Origin of the sequence: Tenacibaculum sp. 190524A05c (assembly GCF_964036595.1) — a bacterium.
GTDB classification, from domain to species: Bacteria; Bacteroidota; Bacteroidia; order Flavobacteriales; family Flavobacteriaceae; genus Polaribacter; species Polaribacter platacis.
Map to the genome: position 1 here is coordinate 2535286 of NZ_OZ038523.1, position 17860 is coordinate 2553145.

General features: G+C 31.2%; 22 protein-coding genes. 19 read left to right on the forward strand and 3 right to left on the reverse strand.

What is annotated here, in order from left to right; translation table 11 throughout:
* Position 1 precedes the first annotated feature (1 nt).
* The 14 genes from ABNT61_RS10975 (at position 2) to ABNT61_RS11040 (ending at position 10981) form a co-directional block, all read left to right on the forward strand.
* Positions 2-1225 carry an acyl-CoA dehydrogenase family protein gene (locus ABNT61_RS10975; RefSeq protein WP_348743239.1) on the forward strand — a complete coding sequence of 408 codons (1224 nt, stop codon included), beginning with the start codon at positions 2-4 and terminating at the stop codon, positions 1223-1225.
* The gene (locus tag ABNT61_RS10980) at positions 1225-2292 is read left to right on the forward strand and encodes a phosphotransferase family protein (RefSeq protein ID WP_348743240.1); all 1068 of its coding nucleotides are present in this window, start codon (positions 1225-1227) and stop codon (positions 2290-2292) included. Before ABNT61_RS10975 ends, ABNT61_RS10980 begins: the two co-directional genes overlap by 1 nt.
* An 18-nt stretch (positions 2293-2310) precedes the next feature.
* Positions 2311-3138: an SDR family NAD(P)-dependent oxidoreductase gene (locus tag ABNT61_RS10985; RefSeq protein ID WP_348743241.1), complete on the forward strand. Its 828-nt coding sequence runs from the start codon at positions 2311-2313 to the stop codon at positions 3136-3138.
* Between the two features lie 19 nt (positions 3139-3157).
* Complete coding sequence (locus tag ABNT61_RS10990) at positions 3158-3712, forward strand: hypothetical protein (RefSeq protein ID WP_348743242.1); 555 nt, start codon at positions 3158-3160, stop codon at positions 3710-3712.
* 148 nt (positions 3713-3860) lie between these two features.
* Complete coding sequence (locus ABNT61_RS10995; RefSeq protein WP_348743243.1) at positions 3861-4556, forward strand: hypothetical protein; 696 nt, start codon at positions 3861-3863, stop codon at positions 4554-4556.
* Positions 4557-4586: 30 nt separating this feature from the next.
* Positions 4587-5165, forward strand: a complete 579-nt coding sequence (locus tag ABNT61_RS11000; protein ID WP_348743244.1) for a hypothetical protein — start codon at positions 4587-4589, stop codon at positions 5163-5165.
* Between the two features lie 114 nt (positions 5166-5279).
* A complete protein-coding gene (locus ABNT61_RS11005; RefSeq protein ID WP_348743245.1) occupies positions 5280-6932 on the forward strand; it encodes a SulP family inorganic anion transporter in 1653 nt (550 codons plus the stop codon).
* Between the two features lie 90 nt (positions 6933-7022).
* The gene (locus ABNT61_RS11010) at positions 7023-7397 is read left to right on the forward strand and encodes a DUF2200 domain-containing protein (protein ID WP_348743246.1); all 375 of its coding nucleotides are present in this window, start codon (positions 7023-7025) and stop codon (positions 7395-7397) included.
* Between the two features lie 37 nt (positions 7398-7434).
* Positions 7435-8031: a hypothetical protein gene (locus ABNT61_RS11015; protein ID WP_348743247.1), complete on the forward strand. Its 597-nt coding sequence runs from the start codon at positions 7435-7437 to the stop codon at positions 8029-8031.
* 32 nt (positions 8032-8063) lie between these two features.
* Entirely contained in the window at positions 8064-8591 is a 528-nt protein-coding gene (locus ABNT61_RS11020; RefSeq protein WP_348743248.1) for a hypothetical protein, read from the forward strand.
* A 48-nt stretch (positions 8592-8639) separates the two neighbouring features.
* Entirely contained in the window at positions 8640-9140 is a 501-nt protein-coding gene (locus ABNT61_RS11025) for a hypothetical protein (protein WP_348743249.1), read from the forward strand.
* A gap of 67 nt (positions 9141-9207) precedes the next feature.
* Complete coding sequence (locus ABNT61_RS11030; RefSeq protein WP_348743250.1) at positions 9208-9750, forward strand: DUF4287 domain-containing protein; 543 nt, start codon at positions 9208-9210, stop codon at positions 9748-9750.
* A gap of 464 nt (positions 9751-10214) precedes the next feature.
* Positions 10215-10391 (forward strand): hypothetical protein, encoded by a 177-nt coding sequence (locus ABNT61_RS11035; RefSeq protein WP_348743251.1) that lies wholly within the window; start codon positions 10215-10217, stop codon positions 10389-10391.
* 53 nt (positions 10392-10444) lie between these two features.
* Entirely contained in the window at positions 10445-10981 is a 537-nt protein-coding gene (locus ABNT61_RS11040; RefSeq protein ID WP_348711057.1) for a GNAT family N-acetyltransferase, read from the forward strand.
* Between the two features lie 9 nt (positions 10982-10990).
* Here ABNT61_RS11040 and ABNT61_RS11045 read toward each other — a convergent pair whose 3' ends face one another.
* Complete coding sequence (locus ABNT61_RS11045; protein WP_348711056.1) at positions 10991-11668, reverse strand: LysE family translocator; 678 nt, start codon at positions 11666-11668, stop codon at positions 10991-10993.
* A gap of 14 nt (positions 11669-11682) precedes the next feature.
* Positions 11683-12729 (reverse strand): ferredoxin--NADP reductase, encoded by a 1047-nt coding sequence (locus ABNT61_RS11050; RefSeq protein ID WP_348743252.1) that lies wholly within the window; start codon positions 12727-12729, stop codon positions 11683-11685.
* A 144-nt stretch (positions 12730-12873) separates the two neighbouring features.
* On the opposite strand from ABNT61_RS11050, the gene ABNT61_RS11055 reads away from it, so the two are divergent.
* The 4 genes from ABNT61_RS11055 to ABNT61_RS11070 are packed head-to-tail and all read left to right on the forward strand — an operon-like array spanning position 12874 to position 15232.
* Positions 12874-13212, forward strand: a complete 339-nt coding sequence (locus tag ABNT61_RS11055; protein ID WP_348711053.1) for a PadR family transcriptional regulator — start codon at positions 12874-12876, stop codon at positions 13210-13212.
* A gap of 5 nt (positions 13213-13217) precedes the next feature.
* Positions 13218-13883: a hypothetical protein gene (locus ABNT61_RS11060; protein ID WP_348743253.1), complete on the forward strand. Its 666-nt coding sequence runs from the start codon at positions 13218-13220 to the stop codon at positions 13881-13883.
* Between the two features lie 3 nt (positions 13884-13886).
* On the forward strand, positions 13887-14543 hold the full coding sequence (locus tag ABNT61_RS11065; RefSeq protein WP_348743254.1) for a hypothetical protein: 657 nt from the start codon (positions 13887-13889) through the stop codon (positions 14541-14543).
* A complete protein-coding gene (locus ABNT61_RS11070) occupies positions 14540-15232 on the forward strand; it encodes a hypothetical protein (protein ID WP_348743255.1) in 693 nt (230 codons plus the stop codon). Before ABNT61_RS11065 ends, ABNT61_RS11070 begins: the two co-directional genes overlap by 4 nt.
* 1 nt (position 15233) lies before the next feature.
* Here the strand turns inward: ABNT61_RS11070 and rsmI are convergent, their stop codons facing one another.
* Complete coding sequence (gene rsmI, locus ABNT61_RS11075) at positions 15234-15905, reverse strand: 16S rRNA (cytidine(1402)-2'-O)-methyltransferase (RefSeq protein WP_348743256.1); 672 nt, start codon at positions 15903-15905, stop codon at positions 15234-15236.
* A 38-nt stretch (positions 15906-15943) separates the two neighbouring features.
* Between rsmI and dxs the strand changes: the two genes are divergently transcribed.
* Positions 15944-17719, forward strand: a complete 1776-nt coding sequence (dxs, locus tag ABNT61_RS11080; protein WP_348743257.1) for a 1-deoxy-D-xylulose-5-phosphate synthase — start codon at positions 15944-15946, stop codon at positions 17717-17719.
* Positions 17720-17860: the final 141 nt, after the last annotated feature.

Genomic DNA, 17860 nt, shown 5'->3' on the forward strand with positions numbered 1-17860 from the left:
TATGAATTTCAGTCCTTCTCAAAAATCTAAAGACTATTTAAGTCGACTAAAAAAGTTCATGGAGCAACATGTATATCCAATAGAACATGAATTTACTCAATATTACAAACAACATAATTCTTCGGGAAACTGGAAAGAATGGACAGAACACCCCAAATTAGAACATTTGAAAGAGCTTGCTAAGGAAGCTGGTTTATGGAATTTGTTCTTGCCTGATAACGAATTAGGACAAGGATTAAGCGTACTTGATTATGCGCCACTCGCAGAAGAAATGGGACGTGTTTACAATGCAGCAGAAATTTTTAATTGTAATGCTCCTGATACAGGAAATATGGAAGTACTGTATCATTTTGGTTCCAATGATCAGAAAAAAGAATGGTTACAGCCTTTACTTGATGGAAAAATAAAATCTGTATTCTGTATGACAGAACCTGATGTGGCTTCTTCTGATGCAACAAATATAGAAACCTCCATAATTGAAGATGGAGACGATATTGTAATCAATGGAAAGAAATGGTGGTCTACAGGATTAGGACATCCTATGGCTAAGTTGGCAATTGTATTGGGAAAAACCGACACTTCTCAAGAAAAACACAAACAGCACAGTATGGTGTTAGTTCCATTGGATACACCTGGAGTAGAAATTAAGCGCATGCAAAATACATTTGGCGTATATGATGCTCCTGCTGGACATGGTGAAGTTCATTTTACCAATGTACGTGTTCCTAAAAAGAATTTAATTATGGATTTTGGAGCTGGTTTCGCCATTGCACAAGGAAGATTAGGGCCAGGAAGAATTCATCATTGTATGCGTTGTATTGGCGCAGCTGAACGTGCTTTACAATTAGCCATAATTAGAAGTGGAACCAGACAAGCTTTCGGAAAACCTTTGGCTAAACTCGGTGGAAATTCTGAACAGTTTGCTAAAGCAAGAATTGCAATAGATCAAGCTAGATTACTAACACATTATGCAGCATGGAAAATTGATGAACATGGTGTAAAAAATAGCATGACTGAAATTTCTGCCATAAAAGTAGTTGCACCTAACGTCTTACAAGAAGTGAGTGATATGGCTATGCAGATTCATGGAGGAGCGGGATTATCAGATGATTTTCCTTTAATTAATTTCTTTATACAAGCTCGAGCTTTACGATTAGCTGATGGACCAGACGAAGTTCATTTACGAATGATTTCTAGACTTGAATTTAAAAAATACTTGAGCTAATGTCGAACACAATTAAAGATCTTGAAAAACAACAACGCTCAGGTGAGGAATTAGACCTTAAGAGTTTATTACCTTGGATTAAAAATCATATTCCAACTATTGATGATAATCCTACAATAACACAATTCTCAGGAGGAGCGTCAAATTGGACGTATCGCCTAAAGTTTAATCAGCATGATATTATTCTTAGACGAGCACCACTTGGAAAAAAAGCAGCAGGAGCGCATGATATGCCAAGAGAATTTAAACTGCAGCAAAAATTAAAACCTCATTATCCTTATGTTCCAGAAATGATTGCTGTTTGTGAAGACGAATCTGTATTAGGATCTACCTTTTATTTGATGGAACGATTGGAAGGAATTATTCTTAGAAAAAATCCTCCCAAAGGAATTCATTGGGACGAAGATACGGTAAGAAAAATATGCTATTCTTTCTGGGATAAAATGATTCATTTACACAATGTAGATTACAAAAAAGAAGGATTACAAGATTTAGGAAAAGGTGAAGGCTATATTGAACGTCAAATTCTAGGTTGGAATAAACGATATATAAATGCTAAAACTTGGAATGTTCCTTCAGGGAAAAAGGTCAGACAATGGTTAGAAAACAATATGCCGAAGGAAGAAAATCTTTGTATAATTCACAATGATTTTCGATTAGATAATGTTGTAATCGATCCGTCAGATCCAGAAAATATCCTAGGTGTTTTAGATTGGGAATTGGCTGCTATCGGTGATCCTTTAATGGATTTAGGAAACAGCTTAGCCTATTGGGTGCAAGAACAAGATGATTTCTTCGTGAAATCCATCAGAAGACAACCGAGTAATATTCCTGGTATGTTAACCAGACAAGAAATTATAGATTACTATTGCCAACAAACAGGCAGAACAATTGAAGATTTCCGTTTTTATAGAGTTTACGGATTATTCCGACTCGCAGGAATTGTTCAACAAATCTACTTCAGATACTCAAAAGGATATACAAAAAACAAAGCTTTTAAAAACTTTTGGTTAATCTCTATTTACCTTATCAAAACTTGTGAAAATATTATAAAACGTAAAAAGTAACTTCTAACAACACCCCTTATGAATTTAAAAAAATTGAATGCTTTATATCCTAACAAAATTGCTTTTATTACTGGAGCAGGTTCTGGATTGGGCGCAGCTTTTGCTAAAGTACTTTCTGAAAATAATTGGACACTTCATTTAAGTGATATCAATGAAAATGCTTTAAAAAATGTAGTTGGAGATTTAAAAACAAATGAAAAAATATTTCAATATACATTAGATGTTGGCGATAAGCATCAATTTGAAAAAGTTGTTCAAGAAGTATTTAAAAACACCGAATCCGTAGATGTGGTCATTAATAACGCAGGAATTGGCGATGGTCTTTTATTTAAAGATTATCCTGTGGACAAATGGGAAAAGATGATAGAGATTAATCTTATGGGAACTTTTTACGGTTGTCATTTTTTTTCACCTCATTTAATCAAACAAAAAAGAGGATTGTTACTTAACGTAGGTAGTTCTGCTGGTTTTATGAATGCGCCTGCTATGTCCGCATACAGCACATCAAAAGCTGCGGTTTATTCATTATCAGAATCATTACACCATGAATTAAAGCCCTATAATATTCAAGTAAGTGTATTAACTCCGACGTTTTTCAAAACGAATATTATGGAAAATGCAAGTTCTCCAGTAATGAAAGGGTATGCCGAAAAACAAATGAAATACTCCAAAACAAATGCAGATGAAGTAGCAGAAATTACGTTGGATAAAGCAGCAAAAGGAAAATTTCAAATCATACATCCTACAGATGCAAAAACTAAGTTTTTTCTAAAAAAATGGTTGCCAAAATTAGTCGCAAAAGAATATCATAAGATGATGACTAAGCTTGTTAAGATGAATGGTTAATGAAAATATTACTTGATCAATGTTTAAATATCTCATTATATTCATTCTATCATTAACGCTTTGTTCGTGTTTCAAATGTGATCTTTATCTAACCAATCAAAAGGGACTACGGAGTTCTAAGTTATATAAAAAGTACTTAAAAAATAGAATTGACCCTAATCACGTCAATATTAAAACTCATGGTGTATACAAATCAATAAAATATAAGTACGAAGAAGAATCGAAAAAAATTTCTAAAATTACGGACACAATAAACTTAAAAAATGACTACTATTTTAAGTTTTATACCAACGGAACTTATTATAGCTTTTCAAAAAAACGAAATGCACCTTTAAATAAAAATTCTTTCGATCCAGAAAAAGGTAAAATAGGATTTGTTATTCATAAAAGAAATAAAAATTATTTTCTCGATTATTCAACGATAAACTGTGGTTCTTTTTCTAAATGGGAGTTTGAAACTAAAAAGGATACTTTAATCGTAAAACAGGGAAATAATAAAGGATGGCGAATTTTTTATTATTATGTATTACAAGATGTTTCTAATGAGTTCTTAAATTACCCCACGAAAATTTAGATTCTATTTAAAGTAATTATCCTACTCAAACCGAACTTCATACATTCTCGTTATTTACATCTCCCTTTCATTAGATTAGTAAACCTAAAGATTATTAGTAAATTCGCATTCGAAAATGAGTTTCTAAGCCGAAAAATTATTTTGAAAAATGACAAAAACAATCACTAAAGTTGTAATCTTATTTGTAATTCTTGTAGCCTCTTCATGCACAGGAAATGTTGCTGTTACCGAAAAAGAATCTAAAGCAATTAAAGAGGTTTTAAATTTTTATAACGGAAAATGTCATAGATCTAAAGGATTCGAAACCAAGAATGGAGAAACTAAAAATTTCTTCGAGCTTGAAATGAAGAAGAGTGATTTACTTGAAAAAAATAAAAAAAGAGCTAAATCTCATGCAGGTAACATTGCTCATTTATTTTACTCAAATTTAGAAGATGAAAAGTCAAATTATAATCAAATTCGAGTAAAAATTACGCTTAACGATGATACAACTTCAGATTATGTTTTTTCAGATGAACAATTGGAAGGAGTTGAAAAAATAATACCTAAGGTACAAGAGGTAAACGCTTATATTGAAACGGATAACATTGATGCTTTAGCAGATACATTCAACAAATCTATTTTACTTGAAAAAAAAGTGTTAGCTAAATTATTTGTGGACTTGAAAGACAAATACGGGGTTATAAAAAAATCTGAATTTCAAGGATTTACTCTAAGAGACACCAAACAATTCGGTAAAATAACTTCAGTATATATTGCACAAGTAAGAGAAAAAGCCGCTCTTTCAATGATTTTATTATTTAATTCGGTTAATCACGAATTATTATCTATTGAGTTTGAATAGAAATAAAACTTTACCAGAATCTATTTGCATATGAAAAAAATCGCTACTTGTTTAGTATTACTTATCTTAACCTCATGTTCTACAAAACAAAAAGACAAGAATGAGGAAAAGGTGGTTACTAGTGCTAAAAAAGAAAAATCCTTAGACAAAACTCCTGACTCTTTAAAAACAATTTTTGATGTAAACTACCAAGAAATTTTAGAAATTAAGGAATTTAAGAATTATGAACATAACTCCTCTTCAGTAATAAATTATAAAGATAGTCAATGGGAATATGCTGTAATCGTATTGCAGAAAGAAGAGTCTAGATTGGTAGTTTTTGAAAAAATTATAGAGACTGGATTACCTCGAAAAAAATTTCAAATTCTAGATACACTTCACTTAAATAATTTATCAAAATATGAATTTATTTCTGTGGGGTTATGTGATAAAAATGATATTGCTGACTCTAGAATTTTTGCTCGAATAAAATATAAAGAAACTGATCCTGATCTAGAATATTACACTGAAATTGAAGCAGCATGGAAGGTTAATCTTCAAAACAAAAAAATAGAAAAGTTATCTGATCTTTCAGGAATTAAATGTGTAAATGAAGGATACGGAATTTAATCAATCGACATTAAATTGAATTAATTAACTTTAAGCACTTACAGAAAAGGCATAAAACGCTTTCCCTGTATTTTAATTTAACCAAATGTTGCAAGCAACTAAAAAGAAAAAACAATGAAAAAAAAGCTTTTTGATTTTAAACATATAAAAGGAGATTTTACCGGTGGTTTAGTAGCAGGTGTTGTTGCTTTACCTTTAGCCTTAGCTTTCGGAGTTCAATCAGGAATGGGAGCAACAGCCGGATTATACGGAGCCATTGCTGTAGGAATTTTTGCTGCCTTATTTGGTGGAACTGAAACTCAAGCAAGTGGGCCAACTGGACCAATGACTGTGGTTTCAGCTGCATTAGTAGCTACAGCTATTCAATCTCACGGAAGTTTAGATAACGCAATGAGCGTGATTCTTCTTACCTTTTTAGTTGGAGGTTTATTTCAGGTAATTTTTGGATTCTTAAATATTGCGAGTTATGTGAAATACTTCCCCTACCCCGTTATATCAGGTTTCATGAGTGGTGTAGGATTAATTATTGTTATTCTTCAACTATTTCCTTTTGCTGGTTTAGGTTCATCAAAATCAACACTAGCTGTAATACAAAACTTACCAACATTATTTACAGAATTTAATGTTTCTGCGCTTATTTTAGGTGCAATTACAATCGCTATATATTATCTATTCCCAAAGATCACTAAAGCAATTCCAAGTGCATTAGTTGCTTTAATTGGAGCAACTTTAATTGCTTATTTCACTAAAATGGATGTTCCTTTAATCGGTGAAATTCCTTCAGGACTACCAGCTTTTAAACTTGGTGGAATTTTAAATGTTGATTCTAGCGTCTATTCTTTAGTTATAGAATATGCTTTAGTATTAGCAGTTCTTGGAAGTATTGATTCCTTGTTGACCTCTGTAATAGCAGATAATATGACCAAAACAAAACACAATAGTAATAGAGAACTTATTGGTCAAGGAATTGGAAATATGTTAGCTGCGGCAATCGGAGGAATTCCAGGAGCTGGAGCAACAAAAGGAACGGTTGTAAACATTAACGCTGGTGGAAAAACGAGATTATCTGGAATTATTCATGGACTTGTTTTATTAGCTGTTTTATTAGGACTTGGAAAATTAGCTGCTCATATTCCTCTTTGTGTTTTAGCTGGTTTACTTATTCCGATTGGTTTTAAAATTGTTGATTTTAAAGGATTAAAACACTTAACTAAAGTACCACGACCTGATGCAGTTGTGCTTGTATTAGTATTATTAATTACAACTTTTGGTAGTTTAATTCACGCTGTAGGAATTGGAATTACACTTGCTTGTTTATTATTCATGAAAAAATCAGGTGATATTAGTGAGAAAGGATTAGAAGTTGGAAAAATTTCTGATATCGACAATTCTAAACCTTGGCAAGACGAAAAAGAATTCTACGAAAAATATAAAGACAAAGTCATCATCAAACACTTATATGGTCCTTTATTCTTTGGATTTACTTCTTACTTTAAAGATCAAATTAAAGCCTTACCAGACGATATTAAAGCCGTGATTTTAAGAATGGACAGAGTTCCTTATGTAGATCAATCGGGTTTATACACTATCGAAGAAATAATTTTCGATTTACGAGCTCAAGGTACCGAAGTAATTATTGTAGGACTTAAAGATCAACCTAACGATATGTTTAAGGCTATTGACATAATTCCTGATCTTGTTCCTGAAGAAGACTTGTTTGATACTGTCGAGGAAAGTTTTGTGTATTTAAGAAGCAAGCTAAAATAGGTAGTAAATCTCCTCTTATTACGCCCTTTTCTGAAAAGGAAAGACTTGTCAATTTTTCTTTTCTTAATTTTAGAGTAAAATCATATTAAAATGGAAGTTACAGCTAAAAAGAATGAACAAGTTGCTAATATGGTATTTGGCTCAATTTACCCGCACTACGTCAACAAAGTAGAAAAAAAAGGCAGAACCATAGAGGAATTACATCAAGTTATTGAATGGCTTACTAGTTTCGATGCTAATAAACTACAGTCTCTAATTGATGAAAAAGTAACATTTAGAACATTTTTCGAACAAGCAACAATTCACCCAAATGCCCATTTAATTAAAGGAGTTATTTGTGGTTATAGAATTGAAAACATTGCTGATGAATTTGAAATTTATAGAAAATGTAGGTATTTAGACAAATTAGTTGATGAATTGGCAAAAGGACGTAAAATGGAAAAGATTTTACGAGAAGAGAAGTAATTTACTAATACTTCAAGTGTTCCAACACAATATTAATATGAAAAAGACCTTAGTCTTACTATTCTCATTCATCTCGTTAACCCTATTTAGTCAAGATATAAATCAGATTGATAAAGCATTAAATATACCTGATTCCTTGAGCTATGATGCGGAAATTCGAATTTATAAGGGTTTCGGTATTACCAATTTGACAGAAGTCTTTCGAATGTATAAAAAGCGAAACCAATGGAAGATCGAACGATACTTTTACTATGCACCTGTACAGGAAATGCAAAAACCAAATATTAAAAAGATCAAATTAACTGCTAAAACACATCCTGAGTTTGTTTGGCAAAGTATACTTCGAGCTAACATTCTCGAAATTCCAGACATGGAGGAAATAATGTATAAATTGCAAAAAAGAGGAGAAGTTCAATTCGTCGATGAGAGTTATGAAGTATGGAATAAAACATCTTTTATAACCGATGGAACAGGATTTAAAGTAAAAATTAAACGAGGTAAAGACTCCAATGAAATTTATTATGGAAATCCTGAAAGCTATTTAAAAATGTATCCTGAAGTTGATGAATTGCTTTTTTTCTCGGAACTTCTAAACGTAATTAAATCTGAATTTAATATGTGGAGATATAACTAGAAGAAAGCTATACTCTTTTAAACATAAAATAAATGAATCGAATACTTTTAATATTTGGAGTTCTCTTATTAATCTACAGTTGCAAATCAACCAGAACAGAACATAAATCAAAAACACTAAAAGAGTTCGTAAATCTATATGCCTTTATAGGTGAGAAAATTTCATTGACCGAATTTGATCCCAATAAGAATAATACAAAAATGGAAGTTGACTCTATAACAGGTGATACAATTTTGTATCACAATATTTCTATAGATTATGCTTTTAAAGCTAAATATAAGGTTCTAGAAAAAGTATATAACAAATTCAAATCAGACACTATTGAATTTTTAGTTTATGATCATTATGGCAGACCTAAATTTGAAAACTACGAAGTTGTTATTTTGTATTTATCAAAAGACAAGAATACAAATGAATACTATCACCAAAAGTATCAATTTGATCCTATAACTATTGATTTAGATAATGGAGACTGGATAGGCTTTGAAGGAGAGAGTATTAAAGAATTATTTGAAAGAAAAAAAAATGGAGTTTTAAAAGCTCGAGGAATATTTGATTAATCATTTTCTTGAACTATAATTTCAATTGTTTTTTTAAATTTTAAAAAAATGAAGCTAGTTATTTTATTAATTTTAATGTGTTTCACGACTTATTCTCAACAGTCAAACGCTAAGATTTACCAAGAGGCTTTTGAAAGTGGTAAAGCATTTTCTAAAAATATAAAGTCAGGAAGAATCGAACCTTTAAAAAGTAGAATTCCTCCAAAAGATACTTGGGATTACTCAAGGCTAGTTGAATACAAACAAAACATCGGATCTAAAGATGTTATTTATGGCAATTTCCTTATGCCTAATAAAGACAAAACAATTATTTCTTACAATTTATTTGCTTTTGATATTAAACAAAATTCCTACTATTTTGTAGCTGTTGTTTCTTATAAAGTAATCAATGAAAAGCTAGAGTCCAATGGTTCATATTTATTTACTGAAAAAATTGGATTGAAAAATTGGTGGATGAATGTCGCACGTTTTTACCAAGGAAATGACATAAAAGAAGTGCCAAAAAAATATTTAATTGAAATTTGCCCGCCGCCACCGTTTAGGGAATAATTCATAAAGTATAGTTTCCTGAGTTTTTTATAAATTTAGAATCTGAACACCTTTAAACCATCATATTATGGACAAAGCATTACAAACAATGATTGATAATATGCCTGAAAAAACAGGTAAGTCTCTAAATGAATGGAAAGCTATTCTTAAAGAAAAAGAGTTTACTAAACACTCTGAAGGTGTTAAGTACTTAAAAACAGAACATAATGTTACTCATGGATTTGCAAATACTATTGTAACCCTATCAAAAGAAGAGAACAATACTCCAGATGATTTGGTTAGTATTCAGTATAAAGGAAAAGAAATCTTATTTCCTATATATGAAAAGCTGATAGAATTTGTGAAAACACTTGGTGATGATGTTACGATAACTCCTAAAAAAGGAAGTGTTAGCATTATTCGAAAACGACAATTTGTTCTTATAAAGCCAGCAACTAAAACAAGAATCGATTTAGGATTTAAGCTAAAGGATAAACCAACAACAGATAGACTTGAAAACTCTGGTCCGTTTGGAACAATGTGTACTCATAGAGTAAAACTTTCTACTATTTCTGAAATTGATGAAGAACTAAAAAATTGGATTTTGGAAGCGTATTCAAAATCTGTTTGATTGAGAAGCATTAACCTAAAAAAATTAATGATAAAATATATAAAATACGTACTTTCTTTATTACTTGTTTTCGGGCAAGCAGAAGGTGAATGTTCTATATTTTCTCATTTACAAACTACTACGTATCATCAAATTTTAGTAAGCCGTAGAAGATATTCAACAAATCAAATTTCTTACTACAAACGAAAGGCGGTAGTCGTATCAAAGGTAAAGGTTCAGTTCTTAAAGGATTTCGCCTTCATCTCTATTCATTTTCATAATTTCTGCACACTTGTAGTTAAATTACATAGAAAGAATTTTCAAAGACTAAAATCTACTTTTATAAACCAATTCTTTCTAACATCTAGAATTGCTGCTAGCAACTTCGCATAAAGTTTATACATAATCTAAAAGGCATTTCGCCTACTAGCACTTACGAATCCAGTAAGTGTCAAATCTTATGTTTCATAGTTTAAGAAAACAGCATGTATAAACACACCAAAAACACAAAAAATAAAACAAGAAAAAGATCGTGGTTAAGAAGAAAGCTACTTTACATCATCACAGCTTTTATGTTGGGAATGTCAAACGCAATGTATGATGAAAATAAAATGATAACTGGAAATGACAATTATATAGAACAAGAACACAAGAAAGATTAGAAGTTTCATAAAAATTGATGATATTGTAGTTGAAAAAGTTAATCAACTATACTATGAAAATTCATATTGAAACAGAACGACTTATTATTCGCGACTTAGAGGAATTTGATGTAGACGGAATGTTTGCCTTAGATTCAGATCCCGACGTGCACAAGTTTTTGGGTAACAATCCTATTTCTAAAAAAGAGCAAGCTGAAGCTGTTATCGCCAATATCAGACAACAATATCTTGATAATGGCATTGGACGTTGGGCCGTAATCGATAAACAAACTAATGATTTTATCGGTTGGACTGGTTTGAAGTATGAAGAAGGTCTTCGAAAAGAGTTTAATTATTACGATTTAGGCTATAGATTCCGAAAAGAATATTGGGGAAAGGGAATTGCTACAGAAACAGCTCTAGCGTCTTTAAAATACGGATTCGAAACAATGAATTTGAAAGAAATTGGTGCTGCTGCAGATATCGATCATATTGCCTCGAATAAAGTACTACAGCGAGTTGGTCTAAAACTTATAGAAACTTTCGAGTACGACAATACACCACATAATTGGTATAATTTGACTAAAGAAGAATGGTTACGATTAAAATAAGAGTAAAAATCACCTTTTAATCTCAACCTTATTTATAAGTTCATCTATTTTCTCTTTTGGAACAAAACCTTTAAGCATCATTAATGCTCCAAAAGCAATAAGTAAAACTCCCATTCCACGTTTAATTCTATAAATCACCAAAGGAGTTAATTTATTACGTAGTTGTTTGGCTAGTAAAATTTTAATGATGTCGGTTGCAAAGTAACCTATAATAACTAATGTAAAATACCAAAATATTGAGGTAGGATTCATGTTTAAACTTGGTCCTACTACAACCATAATTCCTAACCATCCTGCTAAAACACCAATATTGATAAAGTTTAAAAAGAATCCATTTAAAAATAGCTTGAAATAATTATTTCCTTTTGCTACTTCAACTTCAGATTGATCTAGCTCCTTTTTATTGTTCTTATCTAAATAGGTAATTAGTCCATAAACAATTAGCACTAGACCTCCTATAAAAAATAAACGAGGATCATCTTTAATCTTTTCAAGTAAGTTTCTACTTCCATAGTAGGCAATACTAATAAAAACAATATCTCCTAAAATTACTCCTACATCAAAAGCGAGAGCTGCTCTAAATCCTTTTAGAACACTTGTTTTTAATAACATAAAGAATACAGGACCAATCATGAAAGACATGAAAAGTCCAACCAAAAACGCATCTTTATAGTCTAGTAAACTCATAATTTATAGCAATTTTATACATCATCAAAATCAACTGTAATTTTTGATGTTGTTGGGTGCGCTTGGCAAGTTAATATAAATCCTTCTTCTAATTCAGCATCTGTTAAAATTTGATTTTTCACCATTACTGCTTTTCCTTCAGTAACTTTAGCAATACAACTACTACAAACTCCTCCTTGACAAGAATATGGAGCATCTACATTATTGCGTAAACTCTCAGAAAGTATATCTGTATCTTGAGGCATCGTAAAAGTTGTAGTTTCATCATCTAAAAGAATCGTAACTTCAGTTTGACCATCTTTTACTTGACTTGCCGCTTCTTCATCGATAGAAGAAGTAAATAACTCAAATAAAATGGCATCTTCAGCAAATCCGTTTTCAGCTAACGTCTCAGAAGCGGTATTGATCATCTCTTCTGGTCCGCACAAAAATGCCTTATCGAAGTTAATATCTTTGTAAATATTCTTGATGAAATAATTTACATGAGCTTTATCAATTCTACCGAAAACAGAACCTTCAACATTTTCACGGCTAAAGACATAACTTAAATTAAATTGAGAAGTATAGTTCTCTTTTAATTCATTTAACTCTTTATAAAAAATAGTATCGTTTATAGATTTATTTCCATAAACCAATGTGAAGCTAGCAGAATCATCACTTTCTAATACTGACTTCACCATTGATAGTACTGGAGTAATTCCGCTTCCGGCAACAAAACCTATGTAGTTCTTGTTTGCTTCTGGATGTAAAAGAAACTTTCCTTCAGGCTTAGATACTTCTAATTCATCTCCTGATTTCAATTTTTCACTAGCATAAACTGAAAATGTTCCGTTTTCAACTGCCTTAACCGCTACTTTTACAGTATTACTTTTTGGTGAAGAACACAAAGAATATGCTCTACGAACTTCTTCTCCATTAATTGTTGCTTTTAACGTAATGTATTGCCCTGCAACAAATGTAAATTCTGATTGTAAATTGGTTGGTATATCAAAAACTAAAGAAACTGCCGCTGCTGTTTCTCTAATCACTTCTTTTATCTTCAGTTTGTAAAATTGACTCATTCGTAAAAATTTGACCACAAAAATACGGAAACAAAAGAAGATTTGTGGTTAAAGTATTGTGATAATAATATACCTAAGATTTTTATGTATAAGAAAATTATGTATATTTGTATACCTAAAAAACTTAGGTATTAAAAATTTGACATGGGAAATCAGAAATTATACAAAGGTTCTTTACAAACAATCATTTTAAAGCTATTAGCGGAAAATGATAAAATGTATGGTTATGAAATTACTCAGAAAGTAAAGGAATTAACTAAGGGAGAATTGCAAATTACAGAAGGAGCTTTATATCCTGCATTGCACAAATTAGAAGCAGAAGGACTGTTAGATGTTGAAGTTGCTAAAGTAGGAAACCGCTTAAGAAAATATTATAAACTTACAGAAACAGGAACTAAAGAAACCGTAAATCGGTTAGCGCAAATGCAAGAGTTTTTGAGCACAATGCAACATTTAGTAAATCCTAAATTTAGTTTAGAGTAACAGCTATGGAATTGAATAAAGAACAGATTAAAAAAATAGATTCATTTCTTGAAGCTATTGGTGTTGAGTACATTGATATTCGTTTTGAAATGGTAGATCATATTGCTTCAGAAATAGAAGATAATGTGGAAGACATTGATTCTTTTTTCAAAGAAGATGGCTTTCAAACCACTTTCATAAAATTTATGTTGAGCAAAAAAGAATCCCTTTTACAAAAGTATAGAGCTCAAGAAAAGAACTTGAATTTATTTTTTATAAAGTCATTTTGCAAAAGTATTGTAAAAACACTTTTAACCCCAATTACCTTAACAACAAGTCTTTTTTTAATTTTTATAACAACAAAACTTGGTCATACTTACTTTAAAGAACTGTCTATTTTCTTTATTACACTAACCTTTTTAATGCATATAAATACTTCCATTAAAATTAATGTATTTATGAAGAAATACCATGAAATTAAGTTTATCAGTTTTTATATGATACTTATTTCAATGTTGTCTTTATTAATTATGATATTCCCAGGCTTTATTCATGTTTTCGTTGAAGGGAATTACTCTACAGCTGCTTTGAATAAATCCTTATTTACGCTATTAGTAACAGGTATTGTACATCTTAATTTTTATCATAAAAGTAAGATTGTTATTCAAAGATTTAAACATTTAATTCAATAGGCTATGGAGTTGAATAAAGAACAAATAGAACATATTGATTATGTTCTAGAGAAAAAAGGTATTCAATACTGGGATTTACGTATTGAAATGATTGATCATATCGTTTCTGATATAGAAAATCACGCAACATCAGACAACTTTAAAAAAGAATTTGAAAATGCCTTAATTAGAGTAAAATGGAATAAGAGTTTATTGTCTGAAAACAAAGTTGGCTGGAAAAATATCAATAAGAGATATCGTAATTTATTTAAAAAAGAGCTGCTAAAATTCTTTCTTTCAACAAAAAAATCGTTTTTAGTGATAGCCTTTTTTATAATCTATTATACATTATCTCAAAACTTAACTTTTGCTATTTTCAGTAAAATTAGCTACATCATATTTACACTTCCGATGTTGATTGTTTTAGTATCTTCTATTTGGTTACTTTTCAAAAGATTTGGAAAGTCAGTCCACATCAGTTATGGACTATTTTATTTTTCTTTCTCCTTTCTGATGATAAATTCGGTAATTCATTTTATGAGATACACTTCCGATACAAACCAACAAATTATATGGTTGATTACCTTACCAATATATTTGGCAGCAATGTATGCGGGCTTCATAGTTTTTACAACTGCAATAAAAAAAGTAACACAAATTAAAAAAGAACTTGCGCTATGAAATTAACAGATAACAACATAACAGAATTATATAAATTTACTAGAAAGCATTTCGTTGAGCATTATGATGTTCAAACAGAATTAGTGGATCATCTAGCAAATGATATCGAAGCTATTTGGGAAGAAGATCCGAATCTAAGTTTTGAAAAAGCCAGAGATAAATCTTTCAAAAAATTTGGTGTTTTTGGTTTTATGAATGTCGTAGAAGAAAAGCATAAACAGGTTGGAAAAAGATATCGTAAAGTTTTATGGACATTATTTAAAGCGTGGTTTAAACTCCCAAAACTTGCAACAACACTGGCGCTAATTTTTCTGTTTTACACCATCCTTAGATTACCATCAATAGGAACATATTTCTATTATACTATCCTAGGAGTTTATATGGTTTACTTTTTTGTTAGATGCAGATTACTAATGGTAAAACATAAAAGAAAAGTAAAAGAAACTGGAAAAAACTGGTTACTTGAAGATATTATTTTTAAACTCGCTTCCTCTAATTTCTTAATACTGTTGAGTAATGCCTTCAACATACTTCAATTTGGAGATTTACTTCAAGAAATGCAATATGCTTTTCTAGTAGCTGTTTTATTGGTAATGTTATTACTTGTTGGATATATCACCTTGGTGTTAATTCCAAACAAAGCAGAAGAATTACTGGAAGAACAGTATCCCGAATACAGCCTAGTTTAGCTTATTTTTTACCATCAACAATAATTACAATTTCGCCTTTGGCTGGTTTTTCTGTATAATATGATAACACTTCTTTTACACTTCCTCGCTTGGTTTCTTCAAACATTTTGGTAAGCTCTCGAGAAACTGAAACTTGACGTTCTTCTCCAAAATACTCGGAGAAATTTGATAAGGTTTTTAGAAGTTTATGCGGACTTTCGTAGAAAATCATTGTTCTGCTTTCTTCTGCTAAAAGTTTCAATCGGGTTTGTCTACCTTTTTTAACCGGTAAAAAACCTTCAAAAACAAATTTATCATTGGGTAAACCTGAATTCACTAAAGCAGGAACAAAAGCTGTTGCTCCAGGTAAACATTCAACTTCTACCCCATTTTGAATACAAGCTCTTGTAAGTAAAAATCCTGGATCAGAAATTGCTGGTGTACCAGCATCAGAAATTAAAGCAAACGTTTCTCCAGCTTGAATTCGTTTTACAATATTCTCAACTGTTTTATGCTCATTATGCATATGATGAGATTGCATTGGTGTGCTAATATCAAAGTGCTTTAGCAGTTTTCCACTAGTTCTTGTATCCTCTGCTAAAATGTAATCTACTTCCTTTAAAACAGTTAGTGCTCTAAACGTGATATCTTCTAAATTTCCTATCGGTGTAGGTACCAAATACAGTTTACTCATATAACAAAGCTACAACAAAGTTTTAGTACATTTGTCTCATGTCTGAAAAGTTGTTACAACATATTAATTTTCCTAAGGATGTTAGGAGTTTAAATCCTGAGCAATTGCCCAAATTAGCTCAAGAATTAAGACGTTTTATCATTGATGTTGTAGCCACAAAAGAAGGGCATTTAGGTGCCAGTTTAGGAGTTGTAGAATTAACCATTGCGTTACATTATGTATTTAATACTCCTGAAGACTTATTGGTTTGGGATGTTGGACATCAGGCATACGGACATAAAATTTTAACGGGTCGAAAAGATGTTTTTCATACGAATCGACAATTGAATGGAATTTCAGGTTTTCCTAAACGAAGTGAAAGTGAATACGATACTTTTGGAGTTGGACATTCTTCAACTTCTATTTCTGCGGCATTAGGAATGGCAATCGCTTCTCAAATTAAAAAGGAAGACAAACAACATATTGCTGTGATTGGTGATGCTTCAATTGCTAGTGGAATGGCATTCGAAGCCTTAAATCATGCTGGAGTTACAAATGCAAATTTGTTGGTTATTTTAAACGACAATGCTATTGGAATTGATCCTTCAGTTGGTGCGTTAAAGGAATATTTAACTCGAATGAAATCAAAGCGAAGTGATATTGAACAACACAATATTATTGAAGCATTAAACTTTGATTATTCAGGGCCAATTGATGGTCATAATTTGGAAGAATTGATTTCTGAATTAAATCGCTTGAAAGAAATTGAAGGTCCAAAATTCTTACATGTTACAACAACTAAAGGAAAAGGATTAAAACAAGCAGAAGAAGATCAGGTTAAATATCATGCTCCTGGAAAATTCGATAAAGTCTCTGGTGATCTACTACCAAAACCCAGTATTACACAACCTCCAAAGTACCAAGATGTATTTGGTAAAACCATTGTGGAATTAGCACAGCAAAATGAAAAAATTGTAGGAATTACTCCTGCTATGCTTACGGGAAGTTCATTGAAATTTATGCTAGATAAATTTCCTGAAAGAACATTTGATGTTGGAATTGCCGAACAACATGCCGTTACTTTAGCTGCTGGAATGGCAACTGAAGGAATCATCCCTTTTTGTAATATCTATTCTACTTTTTTGCAAAGAGCATATGATCAAATCATTCATGATGTTGCTACTCAAAACCTTCCTGTAATTTTTTGTTTAGATAGAGCAGGTTTGGTTGGACAAGACGGAGCAACACACCATGGAGTTTTCGATTTAGCGTACTTACGATGCATTCCTAATATGATCATTTTTGCTCCACGAAATGAAGTAGAGTTGCGCAATATAATGTACACGGCTCAACTGGGATTAGATCATCCAATTGCAATTCGATATCCTAGAGGAAGAGGAATTACAGTAGATTGGCAAGGACCTTTTGAAGCTATAGAAATTGGAAAAGGAGTTTCTATCAAAGAAGGAACAGATATCGCTGTTTTATCTATAGGAACTATTGCCAAAAATGTTTCAGAAGCAATAGATTTAGCAACTGATAAAGCCAAGGTTGCGCATTATGATTTGCGATTCGTTAAACCATTAGATGAAAATTTATTACACTCTGTATTTCAAAAGTTTGATAAAATTCTAACTATTGAAGACGGAACGGTAAATGGAGGTTTTGGATCTGCTATTTTAGAATTCGCAGCAACACATAAGTATAACAATTCAATTACTGTTATAGGAATTCCAGATACTTTCGTCAATCATGGAACTATTGATGAACTTCAGCAACTTTGTAAAATAGATTCAGTTTCTATTTCTAATCAAATCAACGATTTAATAAAATAAGTTTTTCTTAAAATTTGAAGGTATCTTCAGATTTTAACATGGCGTGAATATAGCATTAGTTATATTTACCTGAACTTATCTATTAACCATGAAACGAACATTAATTTTCCTCATTTCAGCTTCATCAGAGAAATGATTAAA

Coding starts and splice junctions, on each gene's coding strand:
- ABNT61_RS11000 (WP_348743244.1), top strand. CDS start 4,587: ATGAAAAAAATCGCTACTTGTTTAGTATTACTTATCTTAACCTCATGT.
- dxs (WP_348743257.1), top strand. CDS start 15,944: ATGTCTGAAAAGTTGTTACAACATATTAATTTTCCTAAGGATGTTAGG.
- ABNT61_RS10990 (WP_348743242.1), top strand. CDS start 3,158: ATGTTTAAATATCTCATTATATTCATTCTATCATTAACGCTTTGTTCG.
- ABNT61_RS10985 (WP_348743241.1), top strand. CDS start 2,311: ATGAATTTAAAAAAATTGAATGCTTTATATCCTAACAAAATTGCTTTT.
- ABNT61_RS11060 (WP_348743253.1), top strand. CDS start 13,218: ATGGAATTGAATAAAGAACAGATTAAAAAAATAGATTCATTTCTTGAA.
- ABNT61_RS10975 (WP_348743239.1), top strand. CDS start 2: ATGAATTTCAGTCCTTCTCAAAAATCTAAAGACTATTTAAGTCGACTA.
- ABNT61_RS11065 (WP_348743254.1), top strand. CDS start 13,887: ATGGAGTTGAATAAAGAACAAATAGAACATATTGATTATGTTCTAGAG.
- ABNT61_RS11050 (WP_348743252.1), bottom strand. CDS start 12,729: ATGAGTCAATTTTACAAACTGAAGATAAAAGAAGTGATTAGAGAAACA.
- ABNT61_RS11025 (WP_348743249.1), top strand. CDS start 8,640: ATGAAGCTAGTTATTTTATTAATTTTAATGTGTTTCACGACTTATTCT.
- ABNT61_RS11035 (WP_348743251.1), top strand. CDS start 10,215: ATGTATAAACACACCAAAAACACAAAAAATAAAACAAGAAAAAGATCG.
- ABNT61_RS11055 (WP_348711053.1), top strand. CDS start 12,874: ATGGGAAATCAGAAATTATACAAAGGTTCTTTACAAACAATCATTTTA.
- ABNT61_RS11010 (WP_348743246.1), top strand. CDS start 7,023: ATGGAAGTTACAGCTAAAAAGAATGAACAAGTTGCTAATATGGTATTT.
- ABNT61_RS10980 (WP_348743240.1), top strand. CDS start 1,225: ATGTCGAACACAATTAAAGATCTTGAAAAACAACAACGCTCAGGTGAG.
- rsmI (WP_348743256.1), bottom strand. CDS start 15,905: ATGAGTAAACTGTATTTGGTACCTACACCGATAGGAAATTTAGAAGAT.
- ABNT61_RS11005 (WP_348743245.1), top strand. CDS start 5,280: ATGAAAAAAAAGCTTTTTGATTTTAAACATATAAAAGGAGATTTTACC.
- ABNT61_RS11030 (WP_348743250.1), top strand. CDS start 9,208: ATGGACAAAGCATTACAAACAATGATTGATAATATGCCTGAAAAAACA.
- ABNT61_RS11015 (WP_348743247.1), top strand. CDS start 7,435: ATGAAAAAGACCTTAGTCTTACTATTCTCATTCATCTCGTTAACCCTA.
- ABNT61_RS11045 (WP_348711056.1), bottom strand. CDS start 11,668: ATGAGTTTACTAGACTATAAAGATGCGTTTTTGGTTGGACTTTTCATG.
- ABNT61_RS11070 (WP_348743255.1), top strand. CDS start 14,540: ATGAAATTAACAGATAACAACATAACAGAATTATATAAATTTACTAGA.
- ABNT61_RS10995 (WP_348743243.1), top strand. CDS start 3,861: ATGACAAAAACAATCACTAAAGTTGTAATCTTATTTGTAATTCTTGTA.
- ABNT61_RS11020 (WP_348743248.1), top strand. CDS start 8,064: ATGAATCGAATACTTTTAATATTTGGAGTTCTCTTATTAATCTACAGT.
- ABNT61_RS11040 (WP_348711057.1), top strand. CDS start 10,445: ATGAAAATTCATATTGAAACAGAACGACTTATTATTCGCGACTTAGAG.